This is a genomic window from Rhizobium sp. T1470, assembly GCF_042140505.1.
Lineage (GTDB): Bacteria > Pseudomonadota > Alphaproteobacteria > Rhizobiales > Rhizobiaceae > Rhizobium > Rhizobium favelukesii.
This window is the reverse complement of record NZ_CP148091.1, coordinates 1705476-1720918: the sequence shown is the minus strand read 5'-3', so window position 1 is coordinate 1720918 and position 15443 is coordinate 1705476. Positions and strand designations below refer to the sequence as shown.

The window sequence follows — 15443 nt, the reverse complement described above, 5'->3', positions numbered from 1 at the left end:
TCCACCGGCGCCAACCTACTTCAGTCTCGGAACTGCGGCAGCAGCCGCAGTTCCGGATCGCGATAGATAAAAACTCTTCTCAATTGTCGCGTGCGACTGCAACGTTTCCACGCGATGCGATGTTGCTATGCGACCTTCGCCTGCAATCTCTTAACCGTCATATTCTGGGTCATCGCGGCTGTTTTTAACGCCGGTGCCGGTTCGGGCCTGGAAGTCGGCTTTTGCCTGTTCTCGCCGATGTTGAATTCCCGCAGCATCTCCGCGATTCCCACCACTTCGGATACAAGCGCGTGGCTTGCCGCCGTGGTCTCCACCACCATGGCAGCGTTCTTCTGGGTGCCCTGATCCATGGTGTTGACGGCGGTGTTGATCTCCTGGAGCGCTGTTGCCTGTTCACGGGCAGCTTCGACAATGGCATTGATGTGCCGGTCGATCTCCTTGACCTCATCAACGATCACTGTCAGCGCTTTACCGGTATCTCCGACAAGGGCTACGCCGCTCTTGACCTGCTCACCGGAATTGTTGATCAGGTTCTTGATTTCCTTTGCCGCCATGGCGGAGCGCTGTGCAAGTTCACGTACCTCCTGCGCGACGACAGCGAAGCCCTTCCCGGCGTCGCCGGCGCGCGCGGCTTCAACACCGGCGTTTAGCGCCAGGAGATTCGTTTGGAAAGCGATCTCATCGATTACGCCGATGATGTTCGAAATCTCGCGCGACGAGGTGTCGATCCCGCTCATGGCCGCCACCGCCTGCTGGACGACTGACCGGATTTCTCCGCGCCCACCCGGGCCTTGCCGACGAGGTGACCGGCTTCTTCGGCGCGCCGGCTTGAATCCTTGACGGTCGTCGTGATCTGTTCGAGTGCCGCCGCCGTCTGTTCGATCGAGGCAGCCTGCTGTTCCGTTCGCCTAGACAGATCGTCGGCGGCCGAACAAATTTCCTCGGCCCCGGAATGAATCTGCGAAGCTCCGGCATCAATCTTGGCAATCGTCGCGGAGAGTTGTTCCAGGGCATCGTTGAAGTCGTTCTTCAGCCCATGATAGGCTTCCGGCAGATCGTCGGTGATCCGATAGCCTACATCCTTGGCGGCGATGGCGGCCATCGCCTTGCCAAAACAGTCGGCGACCAGTTTCTGCTCGGCCGAAATTGCTTCGGCATGTGCCTTCTGCTTTGCGACTTCCGCTTCGTCGATATAGACGGAGATTGCCAGATCCATGTCCAGCAAAACGGCTTTGACCAAGCTTGCGAGTGCTTTTCCGAATTCGGTCGGCTTCATTGTCTTCTTGGAAAACAGACCGCCCCTGGGGAACACCTCTTCAACGGCGCTGCCGATAAGATGGTCGAGAATAATCGCGTATCCACCGATATACCACTGCGGTTCAAGGCCAATCCGGGCATGAACCGATCCAATCGTTCGAACCTTGTTGACATAGTCTTCATCGAAATTGCCGTTGGAAATGCTGATCCAGTGGCCCTGCTGCGCCCCCTTGGCGCGAGCGATATGCTCTTCCGTTGAAAAGAACCTCTTCACTTCGGGGCTCTGGCGGAGTTGCGCGTAAAACTTATCCAGACCGTTTGGCAGCTCGCGTTCCACAACAGCCTTCAGCAAACGGATGCTGGCGCGGCCAGCAGTATCCAACTGCATGAATTCGAGGCGACGGGCGACGTTCTGCTTTTTTTCCTCCGCCGTGCCGGAGCCGGCATTCGAACGCTGATTATATGCGGGATGGGGGTAGTGATGCGACATGAATTATTCTCCTCTGCTTGGTGGAAAACGATCAAGCGACCAGTGCGGCAACCGGCCGCTTTGCTTCGCAATCGAGGAAGTAAGCGTCGATCTGCTCGACGAGCATGGGTTTGGCCAGAAGATACCCTTGCGCATAGTCACAACCCATCTCCATAAGGGACTGATATTGGGCCTGCGTCTCGATACCCTCCGCGACTACCTCCATGCCGAGGTCGTGGGCCAAGGAGATAATGGCCCTCACGATCGCACCGTTTCCATAGCCACGGTTAAGGTCCGCGACAAAGGAGCGATCTATCTTGATGTACGACACCGGATAGCGCTGCAGATGGGTCAGCGAAGCGTAGCCCGTACCGAAGTCATCAAGCGCAATCTTGACGCCTGCCTCCGACAACCGGTTCAGCGTCACACCGATCGCTTCGTTAGTACGGTCGAGAATGACATTCTCCGTGACTTCGATGACGATCTCGGAACCCGAATGTCCGTGAGCCGCGATGGCAGCGAGGAGTTCTTTAGCGAAGTTGAGGTCGCGCAACTGCGCCGCGGCAACGTTGATGGCCACCTTGCCGGGTACGCGACCCTTCCGTTTCATGTCGCGCATCACGCTGAGAGTAGCGGAAACAACGGATCGCCCAACCGCACTAATCAGATCCGATTGCTCCGCCAGAGATATGAGTTCCGCCGCCGGTACCCATTCACTATCCTTCTTCCAGCGGACGAGAGCCTCGAAACCGGAATGGGCTCCGTCAAGAAACCGTAACTGAGGTTGCAGAGCCACCTGTATTTCGTCGCGTTCGATTGCACGGCGCAGCGCCTCGACCATCCCATTTCGGTGCCGGATGCTCCGTTCCATATCTGTGCTGTAGACGGCATAGGTCGACCGTCCGTTGCGTTTAGCCTGGTAGAGGGCAATGTCGGCACGTTTGATTACTTCTAGCGGAGTACCTGCCTTCGTGCTCCGGACGACAGCCAGTCCGAAGCTACCGCTGACGTTAACTGACTTTCGACCGAGCCGGACTGGGGCCTCGAGGCCCTTCAGCATCTTCCGAACGATCCGGATTGCGTTGGCTTCGCTGCCGATATCCACGAGCAGGACGGCGTATTCGTCACCTCCTAGGCGGGCGACAAAATCCGATTTCCTCACGCTTTCTTTGAAGCGTTTTCCGATTTCGACGAGAAGTACGTCGCCCGCGCCGTGGCCCAAAGTGTCGTTGATCGCTTTGAAGTGGTCCAGATCGACGAGCACCAGCGCACTATACCGGTCTGTCCGTTCAGAGGATATAACGGCATCCAGTCCTTCAATCATGGAACGGCGGTTAAGGAGGCCCGTGAGTGGGTCGGTTTCCGCCTGGAGTTTGATCTGTCGCTCTGCCCTCTTTAGATCGGTGACGTCGGTTTGGACACCGACGATGTATCCGGAGGCAGATCGCCGCTCCTGCACCTTAAGCCACCGATCTCCAGTCAGCGCCAGTAGAAATGCCCTTCCCGGATTGCGGTGATTGCGCAGCCTCGTGTTGATCCAGTTCCGCCTGCCATCATCCCCGGACGAGACATCCGCAAACTCGCCGCACGCAATTGCGCGTTCCAAAATCTCCTGGAACGGTTGGCCTTCCCGGATGGCGGGCCCGGTCCGCCTATAGCAGTCTTGGAAGCCGGAGTTGAACAAGGCGAGCCGATCGTCTCCATCGTACACAGCAACGCCATTGGGGATTGTCTCAATGATGTCGCGGAGAAGAATTTCCATGCGCTCCCGCCGGAGATTTTCTTCCAGCAGCGTCTCTTCGCCCAATTTGCGTTGCGTGATGTCATACCGAATTGAGACATAGCCACGAATGGAACCTGATGCGTCCAGCTTTGGCGCGATGGTCGTATCGACCCAGTAGAGCGAACCGTCCTTTGCCCTGTTGCATACCTCTCCGTGCCACGTGCTCCCCGTTGAGATCGTCCGCCACATCTCCTGGAAAAACGATGGCGGATGGTGTCCCGAGTTCAATAGACTGTGCTTGGCTCCCAGGAGTTCAAATCTCGAATATTTGCTGATCTGGCAAAAATGATCATTCACGTAGGCGATCGTTCCGGCGCGGTTGGTAATCCCAACGATCGTATGGGGATCAAGCGCCATTTTGAATGATGCCAGTTCCGCCACCATGTCTTTAAGATCATCCAGGGTCGCGCACGCATGTGGCCCGGCATTTCTCTGTTCGGATTTCAATAAGTCTGCTCTGTTCTCTTGGCCCGGCATTGTTTGTTCCCCTTGCTGGACTTGCACAAATTCCAAGACGGCGTTACGCGGTTGCGGTCGACAGGAGGTATTCGAAGTCGTAGCGTACTCAGCCACGTGCCTTCATAGTACGGTATCGGAACTAACTATGTTCGTTACCGTACATTGCGTCGGTTAACGCAAAGTATGTCATCTGGAGTAAAGCAACTTTTGTTTGGAAGGCTAACTTGAAAGAGTACGCAATTCGGAATCGGTTATTGCTTGCATTAAGGCCGGCAGCCCAAGACTTCATTGCGAAAAGATCGCTCGTCAGGCCCATGGTCGCCGGGGAGGTCATTTACGAAGAGGGTGCGCCCTTCACTCACGCCGTTTTTCCTCACACGGGTCTTATCTCGCTGATGACGGAAATGGCGAATGGAAGGCGCGTGGAGAAAACCTCCGTGGGGCACGAGGGGTTCCTCGGCTTCGGGCTGATCATGGGTGGAACCGGTGCGCTCGGCATGTGCGTCGCACAGGTTCCGGGCTATGCCTCCTGGCTTTCGATAGCCGACCTCGACGAGGCACTGGAGGAGTTCCAATGCGTCAGGGAAACCATGCTGCGATACGCGAAATCGCTGATCACGCAACTCATGGAGACAGTGGCCTGCAATAGCCTTCATTCCGCGGAGCAACGGAGCATTCGCTGGCTTCTGAGGGCTCATGACTGCGTAGTGGGGGACCGTTTCAATCTAACGCAGCAGGTGATAGCGGAGGTTCTGGGTCTACGGCGCGCGACAGTGAATGCAATTTGTTCAGAACTGGCATCCGAAGGACTTATCGAATATTCCCGTGGGGACGTTACGATCGCGAATCGCGCACGCCTCGAATCGAAGGCCTGCGAGTGCTTTCACAAGATCCGAAAGGCATCCATGTAGGCGGACCTGGGAGCATGATTCCCTGTGCCAGGCGGCGGGTGTGCTCACCGAAGTCCTGCCGGCTGCGCCTGACAGAGCCACACTAGAACTCGGCAGGCGTCAGATCAGAGGAACGGGAGCGAGGTCTCAAATTGCTGAGCGACGTCAGCTCAAAATGCAGCGTCCGGACGATCGTCGAAAAGCGGCCCTCAAAGCAGCACCCATGCGCCAACGCCAACCGGAGGGTATGAGCGCCTCGTGAAGGAGCGAATGGCCGGCATCTAGTTCGCAGTACCAAGCCTGCCAACCGCACCACTCGATTTGGCGCGTGTCAGTGTTACCCATCGTTCGCACAAATTTCGTCGTGTCGGAAAATGCGAACGATCTGAAGGCCGATGTCTTCCGGCGTCATGTCGCCGGGGCGATACCAACTCCCGACATTATTGAGGAGCGTCAGAAGCAGCAGACGATAAACGCCTCTGTCAAACGCGGGGTGCAGGGAAAGATCAGCGATCAGGTCCCGGAACATTTGCTCGAACGCGTCTCGCTTGGCGACGAGGCGCTCGCGGATCTCCAACGGGGCGGAAGCGAAGTCATTCATTAGGGGCATGGTAAGCGAATTTGGGTCGAGCTGAATTTCCAGCATGGTGACGCATGCCGCCTCCAGCCGCGCCCACGGATCGGTCAGTCCTGATACCGCGGCCAGAATACGGTCCTCGGCTACCTGCAGTGCAATGTCATGGATGCGGACGAAAAGCGCTTCCTTCGACTTGATATAATGATAGAGGGAGCCGCCGAGTAGCCCGACACGCTCGCCAATATCGCGGACCGATGTCGCCGAATAGCCGCGCTCTGCGAAGAGGGACGCGGCGGCTTCCAGTATGTCCCGGTGCCGGTCGCTGAACTCGCCCTGCAGCAATGCGCCACCCAGCCTGCCCTCTGCTGCCGCCGCCGTTTTCGGATTTTCAACTTCAGCCATCGCCTCTCCTGGTGATCGTATGTCCTGCGCCCATCTGAAGAAGCTCTTAGCGCAGACTTGCGCATTTCCCAACTCCCCACGCCTCGCCTCCCCTGCAGAGCCAAATTTTGTCCTTGCGGACTGTAACAACCGTTTGATACATCTCATCGCGACAATACAAGGAGAAAAGGTTGATCAACACGACCAGGGAAGCCATACAACTTGATGTGGTGATAATGGGCGCCAAGCCGGCAGGTCTTTCGGCGACCATCGTGATCAAGCAGCGCGCGATCGCCGCAGGACAGGAAATCTCGGCCGTTGTGGTGAAAAAGAGTTCCGAAGTTGGTGCCCACATTCTTTGGGGGAGCGCAGCGTCCGCTGGGGCTCGACGGCGCCTGCGAACTGCTGCTTCATTGCGACGCCGTCCAGGCCGCAACCTCGGCTTTATGAGAGCCTCGGACGGCATCACCACCGCAGCCGACTGATCGATGCCAAAGCCAAGGCCCTGGCCCTTGCGGAAAATTATGTCGCGCCGAAATCACCGGTGATCGTCACGCCGGCACCTTTCGGGGCATCCGCAATCCGCAACTTCATCGAAGGGAGGCGCTGGCCGGACGCGCCACCGCCCAGGACGGCGTGGTGGGACGCGCGGTCGCCAACGTGTTGACCGGTTGGTCCCTACGCGGATCCGCTGAAGCCGCTTACCGAAGACCCTGTCATCGCGCTCGAGCGCGAGACCTTTTATCGAACTCCTCGCAACGCCGGCAACTGCTAATCGCGTCAAGCACATGCTGGCGACCGTCAAGCCGCAGCGCAACTGAACCAACGAAGGAAAACCTATGGCTGCCTATATCCCCCCCATCGACGACATAACGTTCCTGCTCGGCGAGGTCTTCGACTTCGACGCGCTGATGGTCGCCCTTCCGGGCTGCGAAGAGGTCAATACGGGCCTTGCCGCGAGCATTCTCGAAGAAGGCGGCAAGTTCTGCGCCGAGGTGCTCGAACCACTGAACCGCCCCGGCGACGAGGAAGGTTGCCGACTGGAAAAAGGCGCGGTCACCACGCCGAAGGGCTTCGCTGACGCCTACAGGGCCTTTGTCGCGGCCGGCTGGGCCGGGCTTTCTGGAGCTCCGGAGTTTGGCGGCCAAGGCCTGCCGCGCGTGCTCCAGATCCTGCTCGACGAAATGCTATCATCGACCAACCTCTCCTTCGGCCTGTTCACAGGCCTCACCCGCGGCGCCGTCGAGGCGATTGCCCACCACGGGAGCGACCAACTGAAGCAGAAGTACCTGCCTAGGATGATTTCTGGCGAATGGACGGGCGCCATGGCGCTCACCGAATCCTCGGCTGGCACCGACCTCGGATTGCTCACTTCCCGCGCGGAACCGCTCGGCGACGGGTCTTTTGCGCTCAAGGGCACCAAGATCTTTATCTCCTCCGGCGACCACGATTTCGGCGGCAACGTCATTCACCTGGTGTTGGCGCGCCTTCCCAATGCGCCGACGGGAGTGAAGGGGATCAGTCTATTCCTTTCACCGAAGTTCCTTGTCAACGAGAACGGCTCGCTTGGTGAACGCAACGGCATGTCGGTCGGATCGCTGGAGCACAAGATGGGCATCCATGCCCAGCCGACTTGCGTGATGAACTATGACGGGGCCATCGGCTGGCTGGTCGGCGAACCCGACCGCGGCCTGAACGCCATGTTCACGATGATGAACGCCGAGCGCCTGTTCGTCGGCGTCCAGGGTCTCGGCATCGGCGAGGCAGCCAACCAGAAGGCCGTCGCCTATGCCCGCGAGCGCCTGCAAGGCCGCTCCACGGACGGCGCCCGCGGCCCTGTACCCATCATCGAGCATCCCGATGTGCGCAAGATGCTCCTCACGGGGCGTTCGTTTGCCGATGCTGGACGAGCGCTCGGCGTCTGGACCGCGATGCAGATGGACATCGCCGCCCTTCATCCCGACGAAGGAGAGCGCAACAAGGCCGCTGGCTTCGTCGCCCTGTTGACGCCGGTAGTAAAGGCTGCCTTCACCGACTTCGGGTTCGAGACGGCGGTCCTGTCGCAGCAGGTATTCGGCGGGCACGGCTACATCCGCGAATGGGGCATGGAACAGTATGTGCGCGACGCGCGCATCACTCAAATCTACGAGGGGACGAACGGCGTTCAGGCCATGGATCTCGTCGGCAGAAAACTGCCGATGGAAGATGGCGATCTGCCGCGGCGGTTCTTCGCGATGATGCGTGCCGAACTATTCGCAGCCGGAGGACCGGCCGAGCTTGACACGGCGAAGGCAGCCGTCGGCGAGGCCCTCGCCCGGCTGGCGAAACTGACGGAACATCTGTTGGCCATTGGCGAAGATCCGTCGGAGGGGGGATCTAGCGCCTCCGACTACCTGTGCTTTTTCGCGCTGGTTACCTTCGGATGGTTGTGGGTTCGCATGGCTGGAAAGGCTGCTGCATCCGCCCATGCGACTGCCGAACTGAAGCAGCGCAAGCTTATCCTGGCGCAATTCTTCGCGGCCCGTCTGCTGCCTCGAACTCTGGGACTGGAAGCGGCGATCCGCTCCGGCGCTTCAGCCATCATGGCACTTGACGCCGACATCCTATGATTGAAGGGTGCCCGGATAAAGGACGATCGACGCGTGGTAGTCCGCCAGGCGTAACCGACCCGATCCAATCTCATAGCCGCGGAGGTCTGGGTTCAGCCGTGTCGCTCGACTACGAGGCGTTCTCCGCAAAATTACTCCGGGGAACTTTGGTGGTCATCATGGGCACGATTTTCGCCGGTGTTTGACGTCGACAAGGATTCGAGCAGGCCTTTCCAAGGTTGTTCATCAAGCGTGACCTGGATTCCACGCAGCAGCAAGTGCCGGTAGGGCGGCCAGGGGCGGCCGCCTTCGACGAGCGAACCAGGATTCCTCCACGACCTCATTTGGCGGAACCTAGGACGGAGAATTTCGTCCTAGGATGAACTTAGCGACAACCTCGCCCGACAGAACCTCCTGTTCCATTAGGGCTTCGGCGACCCGCATGACATTCGCCCGCCGTTCACTGATGATTTCCTCCGCCCGCGCCAGCTCCTCGGCAAGCAGGCGTTCAACCCGCCGCCTCAGGATAGGATCCGTGCGACGAATTCGTTCGAGGTCGCGGGATCCTGTGAAGCTCGTGAAACCCAAGGCGCTCACGCCGTGGGTCGCAATGAGGATCGTTGCAATGTCCAACGCCAGATGCAGATCAGATCCTTCACCCCCTCCGGAACCCGCGTACATTTCCTCGAGGACTGCTTTCTCGGCAGCCTTGCCACCTTTGCTGCCAATCTGGCAGTAGAGAATGAGAACATCGACGCGCTGCAATCCTGCGCCGAACACTGGGAAACGGACAGCCTTCAGACCTATGTGGAGGCAAGGCTCGCGGGTACCGACACAGGCGCGGCTTGGCTCGATACTCTTCGGCTATACGTCGCTATTCGCCTTTGCGAAATGGTTGGGGCCTCGGTGAGGCATGGAACCCGCTTCCGGATGGCGGCGATCGACGAACAGGAATGGTCTACATGTGCGGGCACCGGGTACGATCTGCTGCGCGACGGCGAGGACCAGTTTCGCGCGAGTTCCGCTTTCGAACCTTGCGGCCACTTTAGGCTGGAACAGCAAGAAGCTCAGGCTTCTTCTCGAGGAATCGCTCATCGACCCAGCGTTCACGTCAAGTGAAATGGCCTTCTATCGGCGGCTTGATGTCTTACACCTTTTCCCGTCCGAGTAGTTGGAAATGTCGAGAAGCCGGATTTCGATCCGGCTTTTTCTTTGCCTTCGATCTTTGGCCAGTTTTAGCTTCAAGAATGGCCATTTCTCGATCGAATTTCCCTTCGGGATGCAGAAAATCAATTATTTACAGTCGAATTGGCCACTACCAAGGTCGTTTTCTCACCAGCGCGGCGCGGGCGACACTCACGTCCGCCTGTTGTTCCGTGTCGTTGAGCCTTGCAAGCACGTCGCCGGCGTGGACGTGCGATCCGACGTCGACCTTTCTCTCGAGAACTCGAGCTGACGCGAAAAGAGAGTTCTGTCTGGACCCGTGCCTTCACATCGCCGGTGATTTCCGCACCCGGTTGATACTGAGCCGCCGACGCCGCAACAACGCGGACCTGCTGCGGCGGCGGCACCACTTCAGCTTTGTCTTCGCAGGCAGCCAGAACTGCGCAGGCGAGACCAATTCCCAGCAATCGAAAGGACTGCATGTTTTGCTCCGGTGGGGTTGTGACCAAAAGAGAGCCGGTTCGCCGCAGTCTTCAATCTGATGCGAAATAAGGGGCGGTTGGCGATGTTGACAACGCCCACTTAAACGTTGGAGTGGGCAATGCCAACATCGCTTAAGTAAAAATGTTGACAAGAGCAACTTCAGCACCTAAACGGACGGATATGACCCAAGACATTTCCACGACAGAGCAGCGCCCCTACCACCATGGTGACCTGCACAGGGCGATCGTACGTGCCGCACTCGATGTTCTCAGCGAATCCCAAAGCACGGAGTTTTCGCTTCGGGAGCTCGCCCGTCGAGCGGGCGTCAGCCATAACGCCCCGTACAAACACTTCGCCGACAAGCGTGAATTGCTGGCGGCCGTCTCGGCGGTAGGGTTCGAGCTCCTCGCAAAAAAGATGACCGACGCGACGAAGAAACTCGACAGTCCGCGCGAGCGGCTGGCAGCCATGGCGCGCGCGTATGTTTGCGGCGGCGTCAACAATCCTGCGATCGAAAGAACCGCGGCGAACAACATGAAAGCCCAAATTGTAGACGCGATATGCGACGGCGCGCTCGGGCGTCTCATTCCAAACACCGCGGCAAACACACGTACGATTGACGGGGCCATTCTAATATTTTGGTCGCAAATGCACGGACTCACTTTGCTGCTGGTAGACGGCCTCGTCGGCCCCAGCGACAGGATAGAGGAGCTGACCGAAAACGTCTTGCAAGGCATGCTCGACGGATTGGCGAATTGTATCCCCACGGTACCAGAGGGCGTTTGGATAGGTCCTCCGCCTGCCAAGTAGGACGTCCCAAGCCTCCCGATCGGCGACCTGCTGACATTTCGACGAGCGAGCTTGAATATTGGAGCTGGTCGGGCAACCGCTCTGTCATTTACGTGGTGCGCGCGCCGTCTCGTTCCGAGAGGAGAATTCTCATGGACGCCTACATCTCTGCTCTGATGGGTCTCGCCGGCATTGCGATTGGCAGCCTGACCTCGTTTGCTACCACGTGGATGACGCATCGATCACAGGTGAGGGAAAAACATCGGGAGCTCGAGGCTGCCAAGCGCGAAAAGCTGTTTTCGGATTTCATCGCCGAAGCCACCCGGCTTTATGGTGATGCAATAAGCCACCAGAAGGACGACGTCTCTGACCTCGTGCTGCTTTACGCATTGGTCGCCCAGATGCGTCTGATCTCATCCCGTCCGGTCGTGGATGCAGCCGAGCTGGCGATGGCAAGGATCGTCGAAACCTATCTGACACCCAATCGCTCGCTCTCTGAAATCCGGGATCTTGCCCGTTCCGGCGCGATGAACTTTCTCCTCGATTTTGGCGAGGCTTGCCGGACAGAATTGGCGGCAGGGCACCTATCTACTCGGCGATAGGATTTTACCGAACTCGGTAGCAAAGCTACCACCAGCCACATTCCTCCCAGCAATTTACCTCCAGCCCATGGGCACGACGCAGAGTATGGCCGCCCAAGGTTATTCTCACGCGCCCACCGGTCGGAAACGTTCATCGATAGACGAGCGCGCAGATGGACCGAGATTGCCTGGTGGTATAGGCGGGACCATACCTAAGTGTAGTTACGCAATCTCCCCGATAGGCCTACCTTTTCTCTATCGCCTCAACCCCTCGATGAGGCGGGTAGCATCCTCCCAGCTACCGGGCTTCGGTGTCCCTCCCCTCCGCCGAGGCCGCGGATCCTCCCAAGGTCCGCCTAGGCCGTCTCCATCTGCCCGGAGACGGCCTACTTTTTATAAGAGCCGGAGGCTTTGGCCCCTGCAAGAAACCACGGCATCATCAACAATCCTTTCCAAATATCGGGCATAACTCCCCCAGGCCGCAGGATTTTGGCGATCAGCATGCTTGCGAGCTCACGATCGCGACAATCCGTTTTGCCACCCACGTCCATGTGAGGCAGTGGACTGCCAGATCGAGGCAGCGTCTCCAATTTTCGTTACCGACGGAACCGGGGTCATTCTTTCCAGGCCTCCTTGCCCGGGAAGGAGCGCGAATGAGATCGCGAGCTGCGCCCTGTGTCCTTTGCTTGCAGTCGTCCCGCGTGCCAATCCTACACCACTCATCACCTACACCTACGTATGATTCACCGCACCAGTCCGTTCGACTAGACTCCTTGCATCAACCAGCGACGCGCTCGGCTCGGTCCGGGCAGGATGCGAGGATCTCGTCATGTACCAGGATTCCGTCACCAACCTTGCCCGCTTGGGTGAATGCAACGCACCCATGGTCCGCACCCTGTTCTTCGCGTTCCTGATAGGAGCGGCGATGGCGGGCGCCTATATCGGCTTCGGCGACATTCTGACGTTCCCCGCCGGTGTGCATGTCGATCCTGCCACCTTCTCCATGAGGCTGATTGGCGATTATCCCGCAAATATCACTGTTGCCGGCGCTCTTCACAATCTGGTCTGGATCACCAATCTGATCGGCGGCACGGCCTTCATGGCCTTGGGCAGGGCGCAGTTCCACAACAGCTGGCACGTTTCGGTCGTGCCCGCTCCCATAGCCGTCCGGGCAAAGATTTCCGCCAACACAAACGAGTGAGGCTCGTCATGGACGACCCACTCAATATCACAAACCTCAGCCCACCGCCGGCCAGTCTCGCGCCGGCCGGGGAGGCTTTCGCCCCTAGCCCGCAGCCTTCGACGGCCACGGCGACAATCAGACGGCTCGCCATTCCGGCCCTGGCAATCGCGGTCGTCTGCGCCAGCATGGCACTGGTCATGGCAGACTGGAACCGATGGGTGGCCGGTGCTGCCCGGCAATCGACAGACGATGCGGTGATTAATGCTGATGTCTCCACTCTCAGCGCGCAGGTTAGCGGCACGGTACGAAGCACGCCGGTTGGAGACTATCAGCGGGTCACGAAAGGCCAGTTGCTCGGTGAAATCGATCCCCGCGAGTATGACGCCGCCGTCGAGGTGGCGAAAGCAAACCTGGCATCCGCCAACGCCTCGCTCGCAAATCTTGCGAACCAAGTCGCGTTGCAGAAGGCTGTCGTGCAGGCAGCCGAAGCGCAGAACGCATCCGCGCTTGCCCAGCAAACACAGACTGAGCTTGAGTTTCACCGGCAGACAAATCTTGGAGATGCCACGTCGCAGCAGCTGCTGCAGCAGGCACAATCGGCCTATCTCCAGGCCCAGGCTGCCGTCAAATCGACCGCAGCCGCCATCGAGCAACAGAAGGCGCAGTTGAAGGTTCTTGATGGACAGGATCCGTTGTTGCGCGCTGAGGTTAGCGCCGCACAGGGAAATCTGGACACAGCTCTGATCCGCCAGGGATACACCCGCATCTCAGCACCCTTCGATGGTGTCGTTGGCCGCAAGCTCGTCCACGAAGGCGATTTTGTCGCCGCCGGCACCAGCGTCATTTCGGAGGTGCCCCTTCCGAGCGTCTACGTGACGGCAAACTTCAAGGAGACACAGCTTGCCCGTATGACCCCAGGCCGTGCGGCACAGGTCACCATTGATACATTTCCCGGCCAGACGCTTTCTGGAAAGGTCTCCCGGCTGTCGCCGGCAAGCGGCTCCATTTTCGCGCTTTTGCCGCCTGACAATGCCACCGGCAATTATACCAAGGTCGTGCAGCGCATTCCTGTCAGGATCGATCTCGATCCAGGCCAAACGCTCGCCAATCAGCTCAAGCCGGGAATGTCGGCTGTCGTCAGCGTCGATACAGCGGCGGACGCAAAGCCGTGAGCGCCGCAGCCAGCGCCTTTGGTCCGGTGACGAGTGGCACGACAGCCAGCCGCCCTCACCTGATCGTCGCGGCGCTGCTGTTGGCATCCTTCGTCGTTGGTTTCGACACCAGGGTCTTTACTGTCGGCCTTCCAGACCTGCGGGGCGCCTATTCATTGGGGGCCGACGAGGCCTCCTGGCTGAACACCATTGCCAACGCACCGCAGATCCTCATCTCGTCAGCGGTGGCATGGCTTGCCACAGTGTTTGGCGTCCGCCGGGTGATGATCCCTTCGAGCCTTGTCTACGCCTGCATCTCGTTTGCAATCCCGCTGCTCCATGACGGGACGGCGCTCTATGCGCTTCATGCTGTGCGGGCGCTGCTGCTCGGCGTCTTCATCCCGGCAACGATCATGGTGATCTTCCGGAACCTCGACATGAGATACTGGCTGGTCGGAATTGCGATTTACGCGCTTCGCCTTCCGTTGTCGCAAAACCTCGGCTTCGTGCTTGTCGGGGTTTATGGGGACTACCTCGGTTGGCAATGGCTCTATTGGCAGGACGTGATCGTCGCGCCACTTATTGCGCTCTTGCTGATCGTTGCGGCCCCCAAGGAGGAGATCAACGTCAGCTTGCTTGCGACTGCCGATTGGGGCGGAATGCTGTTGCTCGGTTCATCGATGACGATGCTCTATATCGCTCTTGACCAGGGAAACCGGCTCGATTGGTTCCAGTCAGGCATCATCAGTTCGCTTCTTGCCGGCGGCGCAATCCTTGTCATCGGATTTTTCATCAACGAGAGCGTGGTAAAACTCCCCTGGGCGCATGCCAGCGTCATCCTGTCGCGTAACATCGGGCTCGGCTACGCCGTTATTATCGCCTTCACATTCTCCAGCTCCGGCGGTTCGATCGTCATCCCGGCGTTCCTGCAAAACGTCGTCGGGTTGCGACCCATTGCGATTTCAGAACTTTATGTCGTCGGTGCCGTCATCCCGGTCTTTGTCTTCATCACGCTGGCCGTCTATCTGCAACGTCGGGTGGACTCGAGATTGTGCATGCTCATCGGTCTGGTGGCGATGGCGCTCGGTTCTCTCATTGGTTCCAGGCTGACGATTGAATGGTCTCCATGGAACTTCCTGCCCGTCGTTTTCCTGTTTACCGCGGGCCAGTCGTTCACCTTCTTCTCAACTGTCGTCTACCTCTTGGCAAACACCGATCCAAAGCGGGCAACCGCGGCGTCCGCCTATATCCAGGTCATCCGTCTTGGAAGTGCTGAGCTGGCTGTCAGTGTGCTGAGCACCTGGCTGCGGCAACGCGAGCAGTTTCACTCCAACATACTGACTGGCCCCATTACGGCCTCTTCACGAGATTTTCATGGCGTGATGGCCAGGCTGGAGACGCTGTTCGGTGCCTCGTCGCGGGGAAGCCTGGAAGCATTGTCGACCGTTGCGACACACGTGCGAGCGCAGGCCTATGTGCTTGCCTATTCCGATGGCTTTATCCTGTCGTTTTGCTTCGCCGTCGTTGGTTTGGGGCTGGTCACACTGATGGGCGCGATGCCGTTCGGCCCACTCCACCCAGACTTTCATCATAAGGGGCCCGCAGCAGGGACCCCAGCTGCACAGAGCAAGGCCGCTTGATCGACAAGCGCCCATCATGCTTGCCGGTCAGCGGCGATATCGGAGCAA

Annotated in this window: 11 protein-coding genes and 2 pseudogenes; 8 read left to right on the top strand and 5 right to left on the bottom strand. The window is 58.8% G+C overall.

Annotated features, from left to right (window positions below; all coding sequences use genetic code 11):
- Positions 1-125: 125 nt before the first annotated feature.
- Both WGT02_RS08590 and WGT02_RS08585 read right to left on the bottom strand, forming a co-directional pair.
- A pseudogene (locus tag WGT02_RS08590) lies at positions 126-1663 on the bottom strand (globin-coupled sensor protein); the annotation flags it as partial.
- Positions 1664-1778: 115 nt separating this feature from the next.
- Positions 1779-3986, bottom strand: coding sequence for an EAL domain-containing protein (locus tag WGT02_RS08585; protein WP_208250483.1), 2208 nt, complete (start codon positions 3984-3986; stop codon positions 1779-1781).
- 404 nt (positions 3987-4390) lie between these two features.
- Between WGT02_RS08585 and WGT02_RS08580 the strand changes: the two genes are divergently transcribed.
- Positions 4391-4879, top strand: a complete 489-nt coding sequence (locus tag WGT02_RS08580) for a Crp/Fnr family transcriptional regulator (protein WP_225039603.1) — start codon at positions 4391-4393, stop codon at positions 4877-4879.
- 316 nt (positions 4880-5195) lie between these two features.
- Here WGT02_RS08580 and WGT02_RS08575 read toward each other — a convergent pair whose 3' ends face one another.
- On the bottom strand, positions 5196-5837 hold the full coding sequence (locus WGT02_RS08575) for a TetR/AcrR family transcriptional regulator (protein ID WP_024317118.1): 642 nt from the start codon (positions 5835-5837) through the stop codon (positions 5196-5198).
- 170 nt (positions 5838-6007) lie between these two features.
- Here WGT02_RS08575 and WGT02_RS08570 point away from each other — a divergent pair, with 170 nt between their 5' ends.
- A complete protein-coding gene (locus tag WGT02_RS08570; protein ID WP_024317117.1) occupies positions 6008-6301 on the top strand; it encodes a hypothetical protein in 294 nt (97 codons plus the stop codon).
- Positions 6302-6655: 354 nt separating this feature from the next.
- Positions 6656-8425, top strand: coding sequence for an acyl-CoA dehydrogenase C-terminal domain-containing protein (locus WGT02_RS08565; RefSeq protein ID WP_208248283.1), 1770 nt, complete (start codon positions 6656-6658; stop codon positions 8423-8425).
- A 333-nt stretch (positions 8426-8758) separates the two neighbouring features.
- Here WGT02_RS08565 and WGT02_RS08560 read toward each other — a convergent pair whose 3' ends face one another.
- Both WGT02_RS08560 and WGT02_RS08555 read right to left on the bottom strand, forming a co-directional pair.
- Positions 8759-9169, bottom strand: a complete 411-nt coding sequence (locus WGT02_RS08560; protein WP_225039601.1) for a hypothetical protein — start codon at positions 9167-9169, stop codon at positions 8759-8761.
- A 571-nt stretch (positions 9170-9740) separates the two neighbouring features.
- A pseudogene (locus WGT02_RS08555) lies at positions 9741-10050 on the bottom strand (biotin/lipoyl-binding protein); the annotation flags it as partial.
- 181 nt (positions 10051-10231) lie between these two features.
- On the opposite strand from WGT02_RS08555, the gene WGT02_RS08550 reads away from it, so the two are divergent.
- The 5 genes from WGT02_RS08550 (at position 10232) to WGT02_RS08530 (ending at position 15395) form a co-directional block, all read left to right on the top strand.
- Positions 10232-10861, top strand: a complete 630-nt coding sequence (locus WGT02_RS08550) for a TetR/AcrR family transcriptional regulator (RefSeq protein ID WP_208248285.1) — start codon at positions 10232-10234, stop codon at positions 10859-10861.
- A 131-nt stretch (positions 10862-10992) separates the two neighbouring features.
- Positions 10993-11442 carry a hypothetical protein gene (locus tag WGT02_RS08545; RefSeq protein ID WP_024317111.1) on the top strand — a complete coding sequence of 150 codons (450 nt, stop codon included), beginning with the start codon at positions 10993-10995 and terminating at the stop codon, positions 11440-11442.
- A gap of 808 nt (positions 11443-12250) precedes the next feature.
- Complete coding sequence (locus tag WGT02_RS08540; RefSeq protein ID WP_024317110.1) at positions 12251-12622, top strand: hypothetical protein; 372 nt, start codon at positions 12251-12253, stop codon at positions 12620-12622.
- Between the two features lie 8 nt (positions 12623-12630).
- Entirely contained in the window at positions 12631-13776 is a 1146-nt protein-coding gene (locus WGT02_RS08535; RefSeq protein ID WP_024317109.1) for an HlyD family secretion protein, read from the top strand.
- Complete coding sequence (locus tag WGT02_RS08530; protein ID WP_208248287.1) at positions 13773-15395, top strand: MFS transporter; 1623 nt, start codon at positions 13773-13775, stop codon at positions 15393-15395. Before WGT02_RS08535 ends, WGT02_RS08530 begins: the two co-directional genes overlap by 4 nt.
- The last annotated feature ends 48 nt before the right edge of the window (positions 15396-15443 follow it).

Excerpts from the sequence above, each read along its gene's own strand:
- WGT02_RS08585 (WP_208250483.1), bottom strand. The coding sequence starts at position 3,986 with ATGCCGGGCCAAGAGAACAGAGCAGACTTATTGAAATCCGAACAGAGA.
- WGT02_RS08575 (WP_024317118.1), bottom strand. The coding sequence starts at position 5,837 with ATGGCTGAAGTTGAAAATCCGAAAACGGCGGCGGCAGCAGAGGGCAGG.
- WGT02_RS08565 (WP_208248283.1), top strand. The coding sequence starts at position 6,656 with ATGGCTGCCTATATCCCCCCCATCGACGACATAACGTTCCTGCTCGGC.
- WGT02_RS08550 (WP_208248285.1), top strand. The coding sequence starts at position 10,232 with ATGACCCAAGACATTTCCACGACAGAGCAGCGCCCCTACCACCATGGT.
- WGT02_RS08545 (WP_024317111.1), top strand. The coding sequence starts at position 10,993 with ATGGACGCCTACATCTCTGCTCTGATGGGTCTCGCCGGCATTGCGATT.
- WGT02_RS08540 (WP_024317110.1), top strand. The coding sequence starts at position 12,251 with ATGTACCAGGATTCCGTCACCAACCTTGCCCGCTTGGGTGAATGCAAC.
- WGT02_RS08535 (WP_024317109.1), top strand. The coding sequence starts at position 12,631 with ATGGACGACCCACTCAATATCACAAACCTCAGCCCACCGCCGGCCAGT.